The 20,498-nt window shown below is 34.5% G+C and carries 12 protein-coding genes and 1 pseudogene; 1 reads left to right on the top strand and 12 read right to left on the bottom strand.

Annotation, left to right across the window (positions count from 1 at the left end; all coding sequences use genetic code 11):
* A partial coding sequence (locus tag E4T68_RS05640; protein WP_167753761.1) for a transposase occupies positions 1-135 on the top strand: 135 nt, incomplete at its 5' end.
* A 262-nt stretch (positions 136-397) separates the two neighbouring features.
* On the opposite strand, the gene E4T68_RS05645 is transcribed toward E4T68_RS05640, so the two are convergent.
* The 12 genes and pseudogenes from E4T68_RS05645 to E4T68_RS09555 all read right to left on the bottom strand — a co-directional run.
* Positions 398-2,110, bottom strand: coding sequence for a septation ring formation regulator EzrA (locus E4T68_RS05645; protein WP_135124967.1), 1,713 nt, complete (start codon positions 2,108-2,110; stop codon positions 398-400).
* A gap of 98 nt (positions 2,111-2,208) precedes the next feature.
* Positions 2,209-3,024 carry an MBL fold metallo-hydrolase gene (locus E4T68_RS05650; RefSeq protein WP_167753835.1) on the bottom strand — a complete coding sequence of 272 codons (816 nt, stop codon included), beginning with the start codon at positions 3,022-3,024 and terminating at the stop codon, positions 2,209-2,211.
* A gap of 138 nt (positions 3,025-3,162) precedes the next feature.
* Positions 3,163-5,028 (bottom strand): cell wall metabolism sensor histidine kinase WalK, encoded by a 1,866-nt coding sequence (gene walK, locus E4T68_RS05655; protein ID WP_135124969.1) that lies wholly within the window; start codon positions 5,026-5,028, stop codon positions 3,163-3,165.
* Entirely contained in the window at positions 5,025-5,732 is a 708-nt protein-coding gene (gene yycF, locus E4T68_RS05660; protein ID WP_135124971.1) for a response regulator YycF, read from the bottom strand. Before yycF ends, walK begins: the two co-directional genes overlap by 4 nt.
* A gap of 223 nt (positions 5,733-5,955) precedes the next feature.
* Positions 5,956-7,728, bottom strand: a complete 1,773-nt coding sequence (locus E4T68_RS05665) for an ABC transporter ATP-binding protein (protein WP_135124988.1) — start codon at positions 7,726-7,728, stop codon at positions 5,956-5,958.
* Complete coding sequence (locus E4T68_RS05670; RefSeq protein WP_135124973.1) at positions 7,721-9,463, bottom strand: ABC transporter ATP-binding protein; 1,743 nt, start codon at positions 9,461-9,463, stop codon at positions 7,721-7,723. Before E4T68_RS05670 ends, E4T68_RS05665 begins: the two co-directional genes overlap by 8 nt.
* A 729-nt stretch (positions 9,464-10,192) precedes the next feature.
* Positions 10,193-10,399, bottom strand: coding sequence for a hypothetical protein (locus E4T68_RS05675; RefSeq protein ID WP_135124975.1), 207 nt, complete (start codon positions 10,397-10,399; stop codon positions 10,193-10,195).
* A 43-nt stretch (positions 10,400-10,442) separates the two neighbouring features.
* Positions 10,443-11,471, bottom strand: a complete 1,029-nt coding sequence (locus E4T68_RS05680) for an aldose epimerase family protein (RefSeq protein WP_135124977.1) — start codon at positions 11,469-11,471, stop codon at positions 10,443-10,445.
* Between the two features lie 4 nt (positions 11,472-11,475).
* Positions 11,476-12,945, bottom strand: coding sequence for a UDP-glucose--hexose-1-phosphate uridylyltransferase (locus E4T68_RS05685; RefSeq protein WP_135124979.1), 1,470 nt, complete (start codon positions 12,943-12,945; stop codon positions 11,476-11,478).
* An 8-nt stretch (positions 12,946-12,953) separates the two neighbouring features.
* Positions 12,954-14,117, bottom strand: a complete 1,164-nt coding sequence (locus E4T68_RS05690; protein ID WP_135124981.1) for a galactokinase — start codon at positions 14,115-14,117, stop codon at positions 12,954-12,956.
* Between the two features lie 238 nt (positions 14,118-14,355).
* Positions 14,356-19,989: an endo-alpha-N-acetylgalactosaminidase family protein gene (locus E4T68_RS05695; protein ID WP_135124984.1), complete on the bottom strand. Its 5,634-nt coding sequence runs from the start codon at positions 19,987-19,989 to the stop codon at positions 14,356-14,358.
* A 325-nt stretch (positions 19,990-20,314) separates the two neighbouring features.
* Positions 20,315-20,498, bottom strand: a pseudogene (locus tag E4T68_RS09555) (IS30 family transposase); the annotation flags it as partial.

Genomic DNA, 20,498 nt, shown 5'->3' on the forward strand with positions numbered 1-20,498 from the left:
TATTCTAACGGTGTTATTGAGGGGATAAATCGAAAAATAAAATTATTAAATCGCATGAGTTATGGGTTTAAATATTTTACATATTTACGAACTCGAGTATTTTTAGTGCAAGAAAAATTATTTAAACAATCTTAATATGGGCTGAAAAGTCTATCAAATCAGTATGCTTATTGTCAAGGCACGCTCACGCTATAAACCTTGACAACTGCATACCGATTCGAAAAGAAACAATTAGCCCTATTAAGAAAAAACAACTTAATATTTGCTGGAATTTTTACTTACCAACATAATTTGACGAAGAGCCAATATAACAACGTATTGGTGAACAAAGAGTTCACCAATACGTTTAGAATTAAAAATCCCCTAGCGTTTAGGCTAAGGGGATTTTATACTTTATTTAAAATGAGCGTTTATTTTTTTCTTCAAAATACAAACGTTCTACACGTTGAGTCGCCCCACGCTCTACTTGATTTAACGCACTTGCTATTGTGTCACGTGCCTGATCATACTTAAACTGATGTGTGTATAGATTGATAGCAACATTAATAGCTTTTTCAACTGAAGCATGCTCCATACGATACCGATTAGCATATTGAATAAATTGTTCCGTCAATAAAGCACTATCAATAATATTTTCTGTTTCTTCATCTAAACGCTCAACATCTTCTGTACACATCGCCACAAATTCATCAATTTCTTTCATATTGATACGAATACGATCTAATTTTTCAGACAAGGTTTCAATACGTTTAGTTGTTGCAAAAAATAAATCCAAGTAGACTTTATCTAAGCCCGGTAAATGTTGTTTTTCCAAAGCACGTTTCATATTGCGTAAATCTACTTCAAACATATCTAATTGATCACGCACCTCACGCTCTCTTTGGCTTAGTCCAGATACAGATTTCATTATCTCTGCTTGTTCTTTATCAATCTGCACTAATTTTTCACTTAGCTCTTCAAAATATGTTTTTACTGTTGTATAAACAACTTGGTGTTCTGCTAGCTGAGCACGATAATGTGTTAATGCCTCATCTTCTTTTTCAAGCTCTTCTTTAAATTGGCTTACACGTTCAACTTCTTGATCACTCAGTTCAAAACTTTGCATCACACGATCAATTTCATGCATCACAAGACGATTATTCGCCAACACATGTTTTAAACGTCCCTCTAAGCCTAGTTGAGCATTTTGAATAAATTCTTTTGCCTCAACTTCAGCCTCCATAATATCATATAGACGATCAATTTGTTTACTAATCTGTTCATTTTTTTCACGTGCATCTTCTAATTCTAAAGAAGTCACATCTTTTTTGGCAGATGCTATATTGGCTTCTACTTGTTCAATATCTTGTTCAATAGTATCTTGCTCAAATTTATATGACTCTTGAATTAATCGAGCATAGCCATCTTGTAAATCTTTAACTTGTTCTTGGTATTCTTCATCTAAAATAGTATATAAATGCGGAATATCTGCTAATTTTTCCTCTAATTTATCTGTTGCATGCTCAACATCTTTTAACACTTCACGTGCTTCTAAATAGTCAGCCTCTTCCATGAGTTGATTAAACTGTTCTAATAAATCCTCAATACCTGTTAAACGTGATTCAATCGTTGAAAAAGCTTCTTGATAAATCAAACTATCAGCTAATATTTTATTACGTAATTGTTGATATTTTTTGCTAATACCTTCAATTTCTTCATGATTGCTTGTTTCACTATCTACAATACGTTGAAGTGCCTCATCAATTTGAAAGGCTGTTTTTTCTGCCTCATCTACTAATCGTCTAGCTTCATCCAACATTTGTTTTGATTTTAATAAATGTAATTGTCCAATATGTTGTTCTGCTAAATCTAATTGCGATTCAATATTAGGTAATTGTTCTTTTACTAACTCGTCCCAACGATATGCCCAACTTTCATACAGACGTTTTGTTTGTCCAGATAAGTGCATATTTTTTAATTTAAAAATAACGGAATCAACTGGTATATCAAACACAGCTACTTTTTTTTCATCAATTTCCACAATGGCTTGTGTTTGTTTCCCTCTATAGTATAACGCTGCACCATACGCTACTAATCCAATGATGACAACGCCCATAAATATATATGTCATTCTTAACCCTCCGTATTAGTCTATAACTTCTAAAATATCTCCATTAGTATACCATTTTTTGCCCTAAAAAAACAATCACAAACCATAAATTTCATAAATTATAGTGTAAAAAGTTCTGTAGGTTTATCTGGATGAGTGTCAAATACATAAAAGTCATGATTAACACCTAAATCTTTTTCTTTCAAAATTAACTCACATGTTTGTCTAGCGACTATTTTATCATTATTTTCTTGACTTAAATGCCCTAAATAAATGCGTTTAGTGTCTTTTGTAATCATCTCACTCATTGCTAAGGCACCATCTTCATTGGATAAATGGCCTTTATCTCCTAAAATGCGTTGTTTTGTTGACCACGGATAACTACCAGCTCTCAATAATTCTACATCATGGTTACTTTCCATTAGATAGGCAGTTGCCCCTTGTAATTCATCTTTTAAACGTTGACTAACATAACCCGTGTCCGTTAGCATCACAAAACTTTTATTGTCTTTATGAAATGAATAAAACTGTGGTGCTATGGCATCATGAGAAACGCCATAACTAAAAATATCAATATCTCCTAAAGTGAGCGTATCTCCCATACGAAAAATATGTTTTTGTGCAATGTCAATTTTTCCAAGTTGGTTTTCCATAGCTTCCCATGTTTTCTCATTTGCATAAATATCCATACCATATTTTCTTGCCAATACACCTACACCATGAATATGATCTTTATGCTCATGCGTGACAAAAATGGCATCAACATCACAAAGTTGACGATTAATTTGTTGCATGAGTTGTTCGACTTTTTTTCCACTCAATCCAACATCAACTAAAAATTTCTTTTTTGGTGTTTCTATATAGGTTACATTACCAGTACTTCCACTGGCTAACATACTTATTTTCATTGCCCAATCAGACACAATTTTCTCCATACTTTCTATTCTAATTTCGTGTTATAAGCACACAAGAGGAAGTGGGAAAAGTCATTTTACATAAGAAATATAGTTCCTTATGCAAAATCAGTTAAGTTTCTTTGTGGTCTTTTTTATCCACCCCTCATGCTTTATCGTTTATCCCCATTCTTCAATATCAAAGAAATCAACTTTTTTCAATGAAATAAAAAATGTAGATCCTTGGTTTTCAATACTTGTCGCCCAAATTTTACCACCATGCAACTCAATCACATCTTTTGAAATGGCTAAACCTAATCCTGTTCCACCTTGTTCTCTAGAACGTGCTTTATCAACACGATAGAAGCGTTGAAACACATGTGCAATAGCTTTTTTAGGGATACCTAATCCTTGGTCACTTACACTAATGACAATGTTATCACCACTTTCAACTAAACGACACGTGATTTGACCTCCATCGGGAGAATATTTAATAGCGTTATTCAAAATATTATCAATCACACGAATCAGTTTATCTTGATCGCCCTCAATCCAAAGAGGTTTATCACTCAAATGCCTAATAATCTCATATTGCTTATGGGCGTATTCTTCAGAACTTAGCAGCATATCAAACCTATCCAAAATATTTTGCAATAACTGACAAACATCAATCATTTCAAACTCTAAACTTTGTTGACCAGAATCCATTTTTGATAAGAGTAACAAATCTGTGACCATGCGAATCATTCTATCTGTTTCAGACTGAATAACCCCTAGAAATTGTGGAGCAATCTCGGCATCTTGCCAAGCACCGTCTATCAAACTTTCAGTATAACTACGCATACTTGTTAAAGGGGTACGTAATTCGTGAGAAACGTTTGATACAAATTCTCGACGTTCTCTTTCAACTTTTTCTTGTTCAGTAATATCACTCAACACACAGACAATACCACTAATAAAACCTGATTCTCGCTTAATTACAGAAAATTCACATTTAATAATAGATTCCACATGCTCATTTTGAATAGATAATATTAACTCATCTTTTGTTTCTAGTAATTGGCGATACGTATATTTTTGACGGATTTTAAACACGTCCATAATGGACGCATACAGTACATTTTCTCTAGTTTCATCTAACAATTGTAACGCTTCTTCATTAATAATCACAATATTGCCGCGTCTATCTGTTGCAATAACACCATCACTCATATGTGCCAAGACACTATCTAAACGTTGTCTTTCTGATTCAGTTGTTGCATTTGCTTCTCTAATCTTAATGGCTAATTCATTAATCGAACGTGCCAATAGACTTAGTTCATCATTTCCCGACACATTAATATCTTCTGAATTGTACTCTCCTTCAGCGATCAATTCTGTTTTCTTTTGTATCTCCGTTACAGGCTTAGCAATCGTACGATTTGCCACAAAAATAGCTAATACAATAGTTGACATCAACACTATAATCATAATATTCATAAATAAATTAGAAATGGTTTCTAGTTGTGTATACACACTCTCAATATTAGCATCTATAATCACTGCACCTATAATAGTGTGATTGCTGGAAAAAATCGGTGTTATCACACGTAAAACACGTTGCTTAGTTCCATTTGCATCAATTGTATATTGATGACTTTTTCTCTCACCTCTTTTTAAAACAGTAGACACATCTAAACTACGAATATACATCCCTACATTAATTTGCTCAGTTTGGTTTAATACGGCAATAATTTCTGATTTTTGATTAATCATTTGAATATTAATAACATCACGTCCAACACCAGAGGCTACCAGTTCATGTGCTTTGCTCTGTAATGAGGAATCATCTACATTAGTAAGCAGTGCTGTGGCACCTGTTGCCAAGGTTTCACTGCGGCTATGAATTTGTGTTGTAAAAGTCGATACCATTTCTGCTTCTAATTGCCGGTTAAATAAAGTTGCAACCAATTGAAAAGAGGCAAAGAATAAAAGCCCAAATAATAATGGAATTTTAAAATGTAGAGATTGAAAAAATTTTTTGGATAATAACTGTTGACCTATCATGATTCTTGATCAGCACTCTTTACAAAATATCCAACACCACGTCTTGTCATTAACCACACTGGGTGTCCCGGTACATCTTCAATTTTTTCGCGTAAACGGCGAACAGTCACATCAACCGTACGCACATCTCCAAAATAGTCATAGCCCCATACTCTTTGCAATAAATCTTCTCGTGTCATTACTTGATTGACATGTTTAGCTAAATAGTGTAGTAATTCAAATTCTCGATGAGTCAGTTCGATTTCTTCTCCACGTTTTGACACATTATACGCTTCTTCGTGAATGACTAAATCTCCAAGCACAATTTCTTTTACTGGCTCTTTTTGATTAATCGCTACACTTGCTGTTTTTCGTCTTAAATTTGCTTTCACACGTGCTACTAATTCACGATTAGAAAATGGTTTTGTGACATAATCATCGGCACCTAATTCTAACCCTAATACTTTATCAATTTCAGAATCTTTTGCTGTCACCATAATAATTGGCATATCATGAGTTTGACGAACAGTTCGACAAACTTCTAGTCCATCCATTTTTGGTAACATCAAATCTAATAACATCAAGTCTGGATCAATTTTATTGACCATTTCAACGGCTTCTTCACCATCAAAGGCAACATGTACATCATATCCCTCTTTAACGAGATTAAATTTCACAATTTCTGCAATTGATTTTTCATCATCAACAACAAGAATTTTTTTCATACATTTGCTCCTTTTTCATATTTATTCATTAGTTTACACACTTATTTACAAATACCCATGCTCATTATATCATAATTTTTAAAACTTACAAAAAAGAGCACTCTAAATCGTTTACATTAATTATCACACAAATGTATCCATGCATTCTCCCTAACACTCACCTAAGAAAAACAGCTTTAAATCAAAGAGTATCCCCCTTGTTTAAAGCCATTCCATTTAGTTCCTATTCATCTTTTCTCAATGCACCAGCTTGCAATTGATACATTGTGTAATAAGTTCCTTTACGCTGCAATAATTCTTCATGCGTCCCTTGTTCTATAATAACACCTTTATCCAACACATAAATACAATTGGCGTCTTGAATAGTTGATAAACGGTGCGCAATTGCAATAGTTGTCCGCCCTTTTCGCATCTTAGCCAAGGAACATTGAATAGTTTCTTCCGTTTCTGAGTCAATATTTGCCGTTGCTTCGTCCAAAATTAAAATTTTAGGCTGCATAGCCATTGTTCTTGCAAATGCTAATAATTGTCGCTGCCCACTGGACAATGTACTTCCTCTTTCTGTAACAGGTTCACTGTATTGTTTTGGAAGTTGCATAATAAATTGATGAGCATCAACAAACTTAGCTGCCGCCTCAACATCTTGATCTGAAAGATTTTGATACATGGCAATGTTGCTTTGAATTGTTCCGTGAAATAGGAACGGATCCTGCAACACTAACCCAACATTTTTCCTTAATTCTTCTTGAGCGTATTCTTTAATATCTACACCGTCAATCAAAATTTGTCCTTGCTCAAATTCATAAAATCGCATAAATACATTAATAATTGAGGATTTTCCTGATCCAGTGTGTCCTACAAAAGCAATGGTTTCCCCTTGTTTTACACTAAAGCTAACATGATTTAATACTTGCGTTTGCCCGTCATAACTAAAGCACACATCTTTAAATTCAATATTGCCTTGTTTAATCTGCGCCGTACTTTTTCGTTGTTCTGGTTCATAGTCTTGGCGTTCAATAATATCAAATACACGTTTTGCAGCAATAACAGATGTTTGTAATTGCGAGTAATTTTGTGTTAATTGAATGAGTGGATTAAATAAACGATTGATGTATTGAATAAACGCATAAATAAGACCTGCACTTATCCCTAAGGTTTGCCAAGTTATCCCAAAATATGCCATTAATAACGCATACGCTAATAATTTTAATAGCGACATTGCTGGTCTGAGCATCAAACTATCCATAATGATTGTACGATTAGCATACATCAAATGTTCTTGATTAATGGTTTCAAATTCATCAATTAAACGTTGTTCTTGACCAAAAGCTTGAATAATCCGCATACCCTCAATACTTTCTGCCAATTTAACATTCAAATCACTCAAACGGCTACGTGTCGCCATAACCAAAGGTGTCGATAATTTCCTATATATGCTGACACACATGATAACGATTGGCAAAAGGATGACAATCATTAATGTAACACTCCAGTCTAAGCTAAGCATAGTATATAGCGTTGCACTAAAAACAAAACTTGCCCGAATAAATGCACTCAAAATATCGCTAAACATAGTAGCTATAGCTTGTGTATCATTTGTAATCCGTGCCACAATACTTCCAGAAGGTGTTCTATCGAAATATTGCATGTTTAATTGCTGCAAGTTCGAAAAGGCATCTTGTCTAATATCTCTAACTACACTAAATGATACTCTAGCAAATAACAGACTGCCTGTATATGTTAATACTAACTGCAAGACAAATAAGGCATAGTAACCAGCTAAAAGACCTACATGAAATGTTGGAGTATCTTGATGGACTAGATATGTATCAATATAATGTCTAGCCACTAAAGGAATTGTGCTCTCCACAATAGACATGACCACTAGAAAAAGAAGTGCCGCTATCATTGTCCACTTATATACAAACATATATTTCAGTAATTTAAAAAAGACTTTACGATATGATACTTTTTTTGTTTTATTCTGATTAGTCATGGTAACTCCTTTCATCTTCTAATTTTTGTGATTGATAAGTGGTATAATACCAGCCTTTTTCACGAATTAATTCATCATGTGTTCCACGCTCAATAATTCGTCCTCCTTGTAGGACAATGATTAAATCTGCATGAATTACTGCACTCAAGCGATGTGCTGTAATAATAGTTGTTTTTCCTGAACGATTTTCTTTTAAATTAGTTAAAATACGATCTTCTGTTTTGGCATCAACAGCACTTAATGAATCATCTAATAACAAAATATCTGGATTTAATGCAAGGGCTCTACTTATAGCAATACGCTGTTTTTGTCCTCCTGAAAGAGATACGCCTCTTTCTCCAATCACTGTATCAAATCCATGCTCCATTGCAACAATATCATCATAAATTTGTGTTAACTTTGCATTCTCTTGAATAACATCTTGTGACATTGTTACATCACCAAAGCTAATATTTTGTGCAATACTTGTCGCAAATAGCAACGATTCCTGAGGCACATATCCCATTAAGCGTCGTAAATCATGTAAACGGTACTCTTTAATGTTATGTCCATCTAGTGTGATAGCACCGTCTATAACATCAATTTCTCTCAATAGTAATTTTAATAACGTTGTTTTCCCTGATCCTGTCTGCCCGACAATTCCCAATGTCTTTCCTGCCTCTAGAGAAAAATCAATATGTCGTAAAACTGGCTCATGTTGATACGCAAACTGATCAATATGGAAATTCAACTTCCCATTTTTAATATGTGAAATAGGGTGTTCAGCCTCAACAACATCACTTTTTTCTGATAAAACATTCATAATACGATTATACGATACGCTCCCTCGTTGCATAATATTAAATAACCAACCTACTGCATTCAATGGCCAAACAAGCATATCTAAATACGTCATGAATGTTATCAGTTCCCCAAGTGTAAACTCCCCTTGCTGAATAAGGTATCCACCAAACAATAGTGTTAATGTGTAACTTGCTCCTAAAAAAAGAAGTGTCACAGGTTGAAAAAGCGTGTTATGTGCCGCAGTTTTCATATTTTTGCGGAAAACATACTGATTAATTTTAGCAAAGTTTTCTGTTTCTGCCTTTTGATAGCCAAAGGACTTGGTTACTTTTATACCAGAAACACTTTCCTGAACAGTATTATTTAACTCAGAAAAAGCCATTTGAGAATCTTTAAACGCCAGATGCAACCGGTACGATAAACGATTAGTCGCCCAAGCCATAAATGGCAACGGTAAAATCGCAATTAACGTCAACTTCCAAGACAACATAAAAAACATCGTTAAAAGTGTGACTAAAGCGGTGATTGATGCATCAACTGCCGACATAACACCACCCCCAGCTAACTGGGTTAAGGCATTAATATCATTTGTTGCATGTGCCATTAAATCACCTGTTCGATATTTTTGATAAAACGCAGGGGGCATTTTAGTAAAATGCACGAATAATTGCGTTCTAAGCAAACGTCCTAAGCGACTAGCTGTCCCTAAAATATATTTACGCCATACATACCGTAAATAATACATTGCAAATGCTGAAGCGATTAATAACATCAAATTCTTGAACAAATCTCCATGAGTCAATTGCTGTGATGCAATACTATCTACGATATTCCCTATGGCTATAGGTGGCAGCAAGTTAGTAACACTCACCAAACTAAGTGCAAAAATCCCTAAAATATATCGTTTTTTCTCCAATTTAAAAAACCACCATAAGCGGCCAATAATTTTCATACTCCTATCCTCCTCACGGTAGAATGTATACCATTATAAAACGTCAAAGAAAATAATACAAATAAAAGGATGTGAGATGTCGTGCGTTACGAACGCTGAAAAAATTGTGCCGGAGCGTTCCATATTCAATCTGTCGTATAGCGACAACTGAATATGAGCGACTAACAACGTTTTTCAAGCGAGTGCGAAATCGAACTCAACTCCAGGATGTGAGGAAAGGTGTGACACGAACGAAGATAAAAGTGCTGGAGCGACTAAAATGCGACGTGTACATAACACACAGCATTTTGGAGCGAACACATCTTTTTCAAGTGAGTACCTTTCCGAACTCAACTCCAGGATGTGAAAAATCGTGTGCTTATGAGCGATGAAAAAATTGTGCCGGAGCGTTCCATATTCAATCTGTCGCATAGCGACAACTGAATATGAGCGACTAACAACGTTTTTCAAGCGAGTGCGACATCGAACTCAACTCCATATACTTATGAGCGATGAAAAAGTGCTCGCACGACTAAAATGCGATAAACGAAACAAGCGTTTCGTCAGCATTTTGGCGTAAAATATCTTTTTAGAACAAGAAAAAGTGAGTAAAATTAACATTTTATCCTATCATGTTAATTCTACTCACTTCTTAAAATACTCTTCATGAAATAGTTATTTCTCTTTAATAATTGTACGCATGACGTTAATAAGTCTTAGCATAATCATTTCAACTATACTGAAAATCTATTAATCATCATTTTTATTTTTTAAAATTCTATCTTTAAAAATATAAAGTAGCACAGAAATGACATATAAAATTGAACAAAATAATATCAAATCATTATCAATATCAATATGAATATAAACTATATATGTAAATTGACTAATAAATTTTAATAAAATAGGGAATATAACTATTGAAAAAACTAAAAATTTGTATTTTGATGTACTCATAATATTTCTCCTTTCATTACACGTCTTATTCTTCACATAATAATCATTTAGTATACGCATAGTAGACTGTGCTACTCGAAAACACTTCTCCAGCTTTTAAAATAATATTTCCAAAGTTTTCCTGATGAATGGCATCTGGTAAAATTTGTGTTTCCAATGCCACTCCGTTATGTGCAAATGGCTTAACACCACTAATCAATGGCTCATTATCCTCATATCCATTTGCTGTATAAATCACTAATGCTGGAGCATCTGTTTTCATTTGTAAATGGATACCTGTTTTCTCACAATACAGTAGTGCAGATACGTCCGCCTCTTCTAAGACAAACGCATGGTCTAGTCCATTTCTCTCTAACAATTGAGCATGCTCTTGTTTGAAAAGGTCTTTAAATAGAACACCTTTTTTCATAGCCGTTAGAAATGTAGCTTGATTATCAATTTCTCCTGTAGGAATGTTATCATTTTTTAGTATGGTATAGCCATTTGTTTTTAGTTGGATTGATGTATTGTCAATTGGCTCTTTCATATCATTAATATTAAAATAGGTGTGATTAGTTGGATTAAAAAGCGTATCTTTGTCCGTTTTTGCTTGATATGAAATGTGTAACTCTCCTCTTTGACTTAGTTCATAGCTTACCCAAATGCATACATTTCCAGGATACCCTCCTGTACCGTCTTTTCTTTCAGTATAAAATGTAATTTTTTGCTCACTCATCTCACTTACTTGAAAAAGTGTATCAGACAGGCCATCTTTTCCTCCATGCAAATGATTGCCTAGATTATTTTGTTCAAGTTGATAGACTTTCCCATTTAATGAAAATCTCCCATGCTCTAGCCTGCCTGCTACTGGCCCAATACATGCTCCAAGTTTAGGGTTGTTTTGAATATAGTGTTCAAATTTTTCATAATGAAGCACAATGTTTTGAGGTTTATTTTCTCGATTAGGCACACTATACTCCAAGACAGTTGCTCCGTAATTCATCACTGTTACACGGTAGCCATTCTTATTTGTTAGTGTGTAGCTAAAGACATCTTGCTCTTGATATGTCGCTATTTTTTTTGAAGTTATCATTTAATCACCACTTTAAACTTTCTACAAAATCTTTCAATGCTCTTTGTCCCTGTTCATCTCTTTTGAATACTCCTGCATGCTCCAACACTTTTTCAAACACTTCTCCAACTCCACGTTCGATTTCTTGTCTAACACTCAAACGATCTGTTCCTTTTGCTAAATGCTCTGCCCATTCTTGATGGATAGCAGCCACTTGTGTTTGTTTTCCGAGTAAATATTCCTCAACTTCTTGCAACTCTGATTTTAATCTTGGAGGCAAAATGGCTAAGCCCATGACTTCAATTAATCCAATATTTTCTTTTTTTATATGCTGTACTTCTGGGTGTGGATGAAAAATGCCGTCTGGATATTGTTCTGACGTGCGATTGTTCCGCAATACCAAATCTAATTCATAAATATTTTCTTTTAGACGAGCAATGGGTGTTATTGTATTATGCATTTCTCCATGGGTATGTGACAAAATATGTAAATCTTCATTTGTATAGTTTTTCCAACGGGATAAAATATGTTCTGCTACATCTAACAAAGTATCCTTATTTGCACTTTCTAAACGTAAAGTAGTCATTGGCCAATTTAAAACACTAACTTTAACCCCTTTAATCTCTACACTATAATCTATACTGGCTAATTCCATAGGGAATGTAAAACGTCCAGCTTGATAATGGTCATGTGATAATATTGATCCTCCTACAATAGGCAGACCTGCATTTGATCCAACAAAATAGTGTGGAAATTGCCTAACCAAATGCAATAAATTAGAAAAACATGCTCTATCAATATGCATTGGTCTAACATCTTGGCTTAAAAAAATACAATGTTCATTAAAATATGCGTATGGCGAATATTGTAACCCCCAATTTTCTCCATTTACATTGACTCTCACTAGACGATGTTGACTTCTAGCAGGATGGTTAATTCGTCCATAATATCCTTCATTAGTCATTGTTAATTGTGATACAGGATAATTTACGGATTGATGCTGACTAGCTAATACAATATCTTTAGGATCTTTTTCAGGTTTAGATAAATTTATTGTAATATGCAATGTACCGTATTTTCCGTCATAAAAAAACTGTTGATTTTTAGCAATATCCTTTGTTTTGATATAATCATTTTCTTGACTTAGTGTATAAAAATAGTCTGTAGCCTCTTGGGGATTATAGGCATATTTTTCCCAAAAGGTTGTATTCAAGACTGACGGTAACGGCGTAATGAACGACATGATATACGCACCAAATTGCTCTTTTTGTGAAGTACTATCTTCAATGATGCGCTGCTTTAATGCATACTCTACTAATGTTTCTTTTAAGTCTAATAAACTAAGCGAGGAATCTTTAATTTCTTCTGTTGGATTGAAATCTTCTTTATGTAGAGCATGCAACAGAGCATTTGTCACGACAATTTCGTCTAAATGATTTATATACTGTTTTCGGATTGCCATTTTCACAAACGTAAATAAAATATTATCAATCATATATGCTCCTACTCTAAAAAACCTGCTCCATTACTTGTTTGAGCAATATAAAAATCTGGTGCATAACCTATTGTGTCTGTATAGATTTTTCCGACTTTTGTTTTAAAGTCTTCTACATTATCACAATGAACAAGTGCAATGGCACATCCACCAAATCCAGCTCCTGTCATTCTAGCCCCTAGGACACCATCTTGTTCCCATGCTGTATGAACTAATGTATCTAATTCTTTTCCTGTTACTTCATAGTCTAGCTCTGTAGAGAGATGAGATTGTTTCATAAGTTCACCAAATGCAACTAAATTATTCTCTTTTAAGTATGCTACAGCTTCAATAACACGTTGATTTTCACTCACAGCATGGCGGGCTCTTTTCACTAGTGTATCAGTTGATAGGACATGTTTAACTTTTTCAAATTGTTCCATAGTCAAATCGGCTAACGTCTGAATAGGCAAATGCTCCTGAATTTCAGCCAAGGCTTGTCGTGTTTCACTAAAACGTTCGTTATATTTAGAATCAGCTAGTTCACGACGTTTATTTGTGTTCATAATAACAATAGTATATTCTCCTAAATCGACTGGAACCAGTTCATACTGTAATGTGTTACAATCTAGCATAATAGCATGATTTTCTTGACTCATTCCAACAGCAAATTGGTCCATAATGCCAGAGTTTACTCCAATAAACTCATTTTCAACACGTTTTCCTAATTTAACGAGTTCTAGCATGTCAATGTGAAAATTAAATATGTGTTTAATCGCAGTGCCAACTAATAGTTCAAATGATGCTGAAGATGATAACCCTGCACCATTTGGAATATTGCCATAAAACAACACGTCAAAACCATGCGGCAAACGATAGCCTTGTTCTTGTAAGTAATACACTACTCCTTTAATATAATTAGTCCAATTTTCACTTTCTTGATGATTTAAATTATCTAAAGAAATCGTTTTTATGCTATCTGAAGAAAAGTTTTCAGAGTATGCTCTAATGACGTTATCTTGACGTAATCGAATAAGTGCATACGTTCCTAGTGTAATGGCACATGGAAACACATAGCCTCCATTATAATCGGTGTGCTCTCCTATTAAATTGATGCGTCCGGGTGCAAAAAATTGATAATCTGCTTTATTCCCAAACACTTCTTTAAATCTCACGTTTAAGTCTAGTGTCATGACAATTCCCCTTTCAATATCTATATCTACATGCTAAAGTGTTCTACAAAAAAAGTCAACACCCATTATTTTCTATCTGCATACACTAGCTATTAGCATGTTAATTAATTATGTTTAATCAGTTATGACTATTGATAGCCTGCTTACAATCTTTTTGCACGCCGTTTAACCAATTTGTGAAAGACCGATTAAATATCGGTCTTTCACATGAAAAACATTGTCTACATTTTATGCTATATTACTGTTTTTTATGTTTTCTAAAGGAAAAACCTAATACTCCAAGAGCTAGTGAAACTATTCCAACAAATGAAAATTGACTTTCTCCAGTATATGGTAATTGCCCACTTTTCTTATCTTTTGGTTTCTCTTTGTTTTTGTCACTGTTCTCTTTTATTTCTAGCGTGCTTTCTGTTTTATCAGTATTGCCTTTGGTTTCCGGACTGCTTTCTGGTTTACCGGTATTGTCTTTGGTTTCTGGACTGCTTTCTGGTTTACCGGTATTGTCTTTGGTTTCTGGACTGCTTTCTAGTTTACCAGTATTGTCTTTGGTTTCTGGACTGCTTTCTGGTTTACCAGTATTATCTTTGGTTTCCGGACTGCTTTCTGGTTTACCAGTATTGTCTTTGGTTTCTGGACTGCTTTCTGGTTTACCAGTGTGATGTGATGGATTTTCATCACTATTTTTTGTGCCTATTTCAATTATTTTATCAATAGCTTCTTCTACAACAGTCACACTACCTTGAATAATTTCTTTTGTTACTTGTCCATTTTCCTCTGTGACTTTAACAAAGTAGATTTTCTTGCCGGCTTTTCCCTCTTGTACAATTTGGGTTTTCCCTTTATCTAGGTTCGGATTCTCTCTTTCAACAACTTTAAAATCAATACTCTCTGTTACAGTGTCTAAGCGTACGTTTTCTGTCTTTGTCCCTTCACCAAGAACATCATGTTGTTTAAATTGAGATAAATAATGTGTATAGTTATCGAGAATTGATTGTGTTAATAATTTTTCACGAATGAGCTCCTCAATAAATTCTTTAATTGCTTGAATACTGTCTACTTCTTCTTTTTCATTAATAAAACGGAGTTGTTCTAACACCTTAGTATACTGTGTCATATTTATTGGCTTATCCTCTTGACTTGGTGTTACTAAGCGTATTTCAGCAGCTGATTGGAACGTATCGGCAGTATCTCCATAAGAAGATGTCCCTACAAATACTATTTTTTTAGCTTTTATTGTCTTGCCAAATTCTATCACTTTAGTCGTTGCATTATTTGCCCAATTTTCACCAGTAAATAGATGTTCTTGACCTTGATCATCTGTAATAGTTACAGTAACATTTCTTAAAATACCATTATGACCAGATTGTCTAGGGACATATTCTAATTTTGTAATGTCTGTAGGTTCACGCAATACAATTGTTGCCGGTGTATTAATATGTCCACCACTCCAAGGTGTATGCCATAGTGTTGATAAATCTCCGTCAAATGCTTTTTCAATTCCCTCTCCGGATTGTGCCAATGCCTCAGCTATTTCAATCTCATTTGCTAATACAGTTGTCTTTTTAGGTACCAAATGAGCAATAGCATCATTCAAGGTTTGAATTAATGTTTTAGCATCTTCTAGTGAAATATTTGGATCACTTATTTTTAATGCAACTAATGCTTCACGCACAGCATCTAAACTGTCTTGTGTATAGTTATCCATTGCAGCAAGCCCAGTGTAATTTTTTAAGGCACTCTCTACTAAAAGTGCACCAGTCATCTCAATTTCTTCAATAACTAGATTATCTAAAATAAAATCATTATAACCTCTAAAGTTTGCATTCCCGCCTGAATCTCCGTGTGTATTTGATGCATGTCCTGTTGAATAAATCCCTATCCAACTTTCACCACTTGGAGCACCTGTAACTAAGAAACTAACACGTTTAGCTTTATCAGAATCACTCCATGTATTGCTTAAAAGGTTCATTTGTAAATCACTTGCTTGTCTGTATTTCCCCTCACCAACCACAAAAGCATACGTATTATCTGAACCGGATTCATAATCAAATGTTACACGATATGTTTTTCCAGCTTCAAATCTATAATTTTGTGGAATAGTTTGATACACCAAACTTTGTCGTGAAACTAAGCCATTTGTTTTCAAAGACCAATTTCCATCAATAACATCATCAACTTTTTTTCCATTCCACCCACGTTGTGTATAAGGAGCATGTTTTTCAGATAAGTGTGTCCGATTATCTTGAACGCCTTCAACATTTCCAATAACAAATGGGAAAATACCTTGTGCAACATCTTCAAAATTTTGTGTAAATTTACTTGTTGATGTATCGTGAGCATCAGCATACATTGCAGAATTGTTTTCAAAAACACGAATATCATCAAAATAAGTGGCCCCTGTACCTACTTCTTTGGACAAACTTAACGTCACATTGGATACATCGCTACCAGTTGTAAAATAAACATACATATTTTGGAAATAACTTGAATTATCCACTGTTGCATTATCTCTTCTTGTATTATGTGCATAGGCTTGAACATAGTTTAATGCAATAGACTGTTTTGTATAATTACTGATTTCTTTTTCTCCCGTATGAACGCTTAATAGTGCTTTGGACTCACTACGGTTATCTACGCCTACATAAGCCGCATACGTTGTATTTGGTTTTAAGTCTGTCAATTTTTGGCTAAGTGTAACCGTCTGTGTATTGTCTTGAATACGCAACATATCATTTGCCCCTTGCGACTTCACAAGTTGTGCATGATGACTATCTCCTGATATTGTCCAATGGTCTAACGTTCCACTATTAAATCCTTGGTCATAAATGTGCATGCCCTCACTCCAAGACATCTCAGTATTTGTCTGTGGTGTTTTATAAATGACATACGCTTGATTTGCCAACACGTCCAACGAAATATTGCCATTAACCACCGGAACAGGTGTTTCTTCCACTTTCCCTAAATCGCTTAATTTATATAAATACACTTGATTAGTTGCCCAATCTGATGGGATTTGCCATGTAGTTTGCCCTGTTTGTGTATTAAAATAATACAACTTCTCTTTATCTTTCGGCAACACATTACCATTTGCATCCCAATTCCAAGGAACTAAATACGCTGTGCCGTCTTGAATAACACGACCATTCAAGCGCACCGTACGTTGACGATACAATGGGCTATTAACATCATTTGATTGACGTGTAATCACTAATTGATTATTAGACTCATCTTTTAATTTTATTTCCATTTCTGGAGTCCATTTATATGTGCTTCCGTTATCGGTCATTGTCACATCTTGTCCATTTGTCCAGTTGGTTACAGTAAAGTGTTGGATATATTTCGTCATCAAATCATGTGCAAATAAATTAGTAACATACCCGTTATAGTCACTTCTGCCTTGCCAACCCTCAAAATCTTTCATACTATATCCACCTAATAATGGATAATTAGCCGCACCACCGTATGCAGGGTAGTCACCATTCCACGAATCTTTTTGATGATTACGAATAAAGCGTGTTATAGCACTATTAATGCCTTTATTTGTAAATCCACCATACGTTAAATCAGCTGCCCAATGTTGAAATGTTGAATCATACTCTCCACCATGCCCCCATTCAATAGCAAAACGCCATCCCTGTTGCATTATTTCTTTTGCTAAAACATGAGTTGCCCAAGCACCATTATCGCCTGATTGTCCATTTCCCCATACGTCAACGTAAATGAAATCTAATCCCTCGCCTAACTCTGCTTTCAAATCTTGCCAACGCTTTAAGCGATTATGGGCTAAATCGTAGGCTGCATCAATGTTAATGCCTTGATCTAACCAATTCCATCCATAATTATAATTCCCGTTAACATCTTTTCGTAAAATATCTTCACTAAAATATTTTGACTCTGGATATGTTTCCGATGCATTCACATGAATACCTAAATTTGCTCCGTATGCTTTAGATTTTTCAATTAATGTTTTAAAATCCTCTGTGCCACCAATACGTCTACCTATATCAGCATAATTCAAATGCCCTGAATCATGCCCTTCTGATCCATAGCCTTTTAATAATATACCTTGCCCTAGTCCGTCTGTGTGTAAGGCTATTTTTTTAATGCCGTCCAAAGTCATTAAAAACGGATTTTGTGCTTGCGAACCAAAATTCATTGCAATACGATACGCTGCAATATCTTTAACTTTTTCCCAGCCTTTTGGATTATTCATAATATCACGATAAGCAATCGCACCATCTTGCCAATCCACAACATTATCTTGGTTTATATCTTCTGTAAAAACTACCTTAGCACGTGGTAACTCCAATGTATATTCAGGATACACTACGTTTTGATAGGCTTTTTGCCATTCCCAAGGAGAACTAGCTATACCTACATAATTTTTATTGCCGATTGTTTGTTTATAGACTGTTAAACGTGTAAAGTCATTTGATCCGCCACCATAACTATGTTGAGAATTACTCCAAACACCTGCTGCCACTTTATCGCTTGATACAAATCCATACATAAATCCATTTTGAAATTCCGCCATAGGATTAGTCACATCAATATGCACATCTCCTGAAATATGCGTATTATTCGACATTCTAGCTCCGTCAAATTTAGCTTGTACTTGTTCACTAGATACTGAAACTAAAGGAACGCTTAAAAAATTCAAACTAGACAATAATTTCTTTGTGTCATCAATTGTTTGTCCATAGACAACTTCATTGTGATTGACAATATTTGTCACATCATAATGCATCTGATTCCCTTCAATCTTCACACGTACCGTAATATCAGCATTAATTTTTTCCTCGTCTTTATTGACATGTAAAACATACTCTGCTGTTGATTCATCTAACTTACGATACTCTACACGTGGTTCAATATCATGTCCATTAATGACCACTTTGTTACTAAGTGCCACTTGTCCATACATTATATTCCCTTTATACTCGTATTGTTTAATACGTGGAAAAGTCGTATCAATCTTAGCCTGCAATACATCTGATTGAATAGTATCATACACAATGTGACTATCGTCTACTTCTGGAGAAGTTTCTTGATTTGTTGAAGAAGTATCTGGCGAAACATTCTCTTGATTATCTGTTTTAATAAGAACACTTGTTATTTCATTACCATAACTAGCTGTTTTTAATGCAATCCTGTTTTGATTTGCTAAATTATCCATAACTGCACGTGGTAAATTTACCGTATCAAATAAATTTGTTCCATTATTTGTTGCATTAAGTTGCCCATCTGATTTTAATGTAACCGTCAACTCATTTTTAGAGTTTTTCTGTGGTGAAGCTACACGTCCCCCACTATACCATGTACTTTCTGAAGGAGATTTATACTCCCAAAACCAGCCGCCACTATCATACCCTACAAAAATATTATTATCAGTATCTTTAAACTTTAGAAAAACCCCAAAACGCCCTTGATTAGTTTCTGACAATTCGACAAATTGTATTGTCACAGATGCATTTCCATTTTCATCAACTTGTAAACCATCTTTAACGTATAAAGCAGGATTATCTCCATTATCATGTTCATTAGTTGACGTTAATTTATTATAACGAATGCCTTCTTGCTCAACAACTTCAATTAAACCCTCTCGACTTCCAGACAAAGCACTCCATTCTTTATAATCAACTGTTTGTGTAGAACGGCGATTCCGAACCTTTGGTTTATAATCAAGCAGACTAGTTTCTTCTCCTTTAGAGTCACTCATCTTATTTTCTACCGCACTTGATTCTACTGATTCATTTCCGCTTACTGTAGCATTGCCCCCCAAAAAACTACATCCAATAATAACTGAACAAACACCTATCGACATTTTTCTAATACTGAACTGACATGTTTTTTGATAAAAGTATTTTTTCATAGTAACACCCTTTCTTAAATTAACATTTTCACGACATCATTATCTATCCTAATTATTAAACACAGCTTTACATTAAAAGCGATTTCTTAGCATGTGTTAATATAATAATTGTATAGGTTTTCAGTTGCGTTGTCAATAGATTTATGCATACTTTTAAATGAAATTTTATGTACTCGAATTGTAAAGCCAAGTGCAACAGTACATGAAAAATACTAAAGTCACAGTCTATGTCTGTGTGCGACATAGTTGTTTTGTAATGGAATAGGTGTAACGGTCAAGGTATTAGCGTAGCGAGCCTTTACGGTTACACCTATTCTGTTATAGTTTATGTCGTTGCACACAAACGATTAAACATAGTATGAGGTGTATCATAGTCTAGTATACGTCTAGGTCTATTATTTAACGCATTTTGTATAGTTGTTATCATTTGAATAGGTACTAAATTAAATGATTTTCCCTTTGGTAAAAATTCTCGAATTAAACCATTGTGATTTTCATTAGTCCCTCGT

The sequence above is a fragment of the Granulicatella sp. WM01 genome, assembly GCF_004570605.1.
Taxonomy (GTDB): Bacteria; Bacillota; Bacilli; order Lactobacillales; family Aerococcaceae; genus WM01.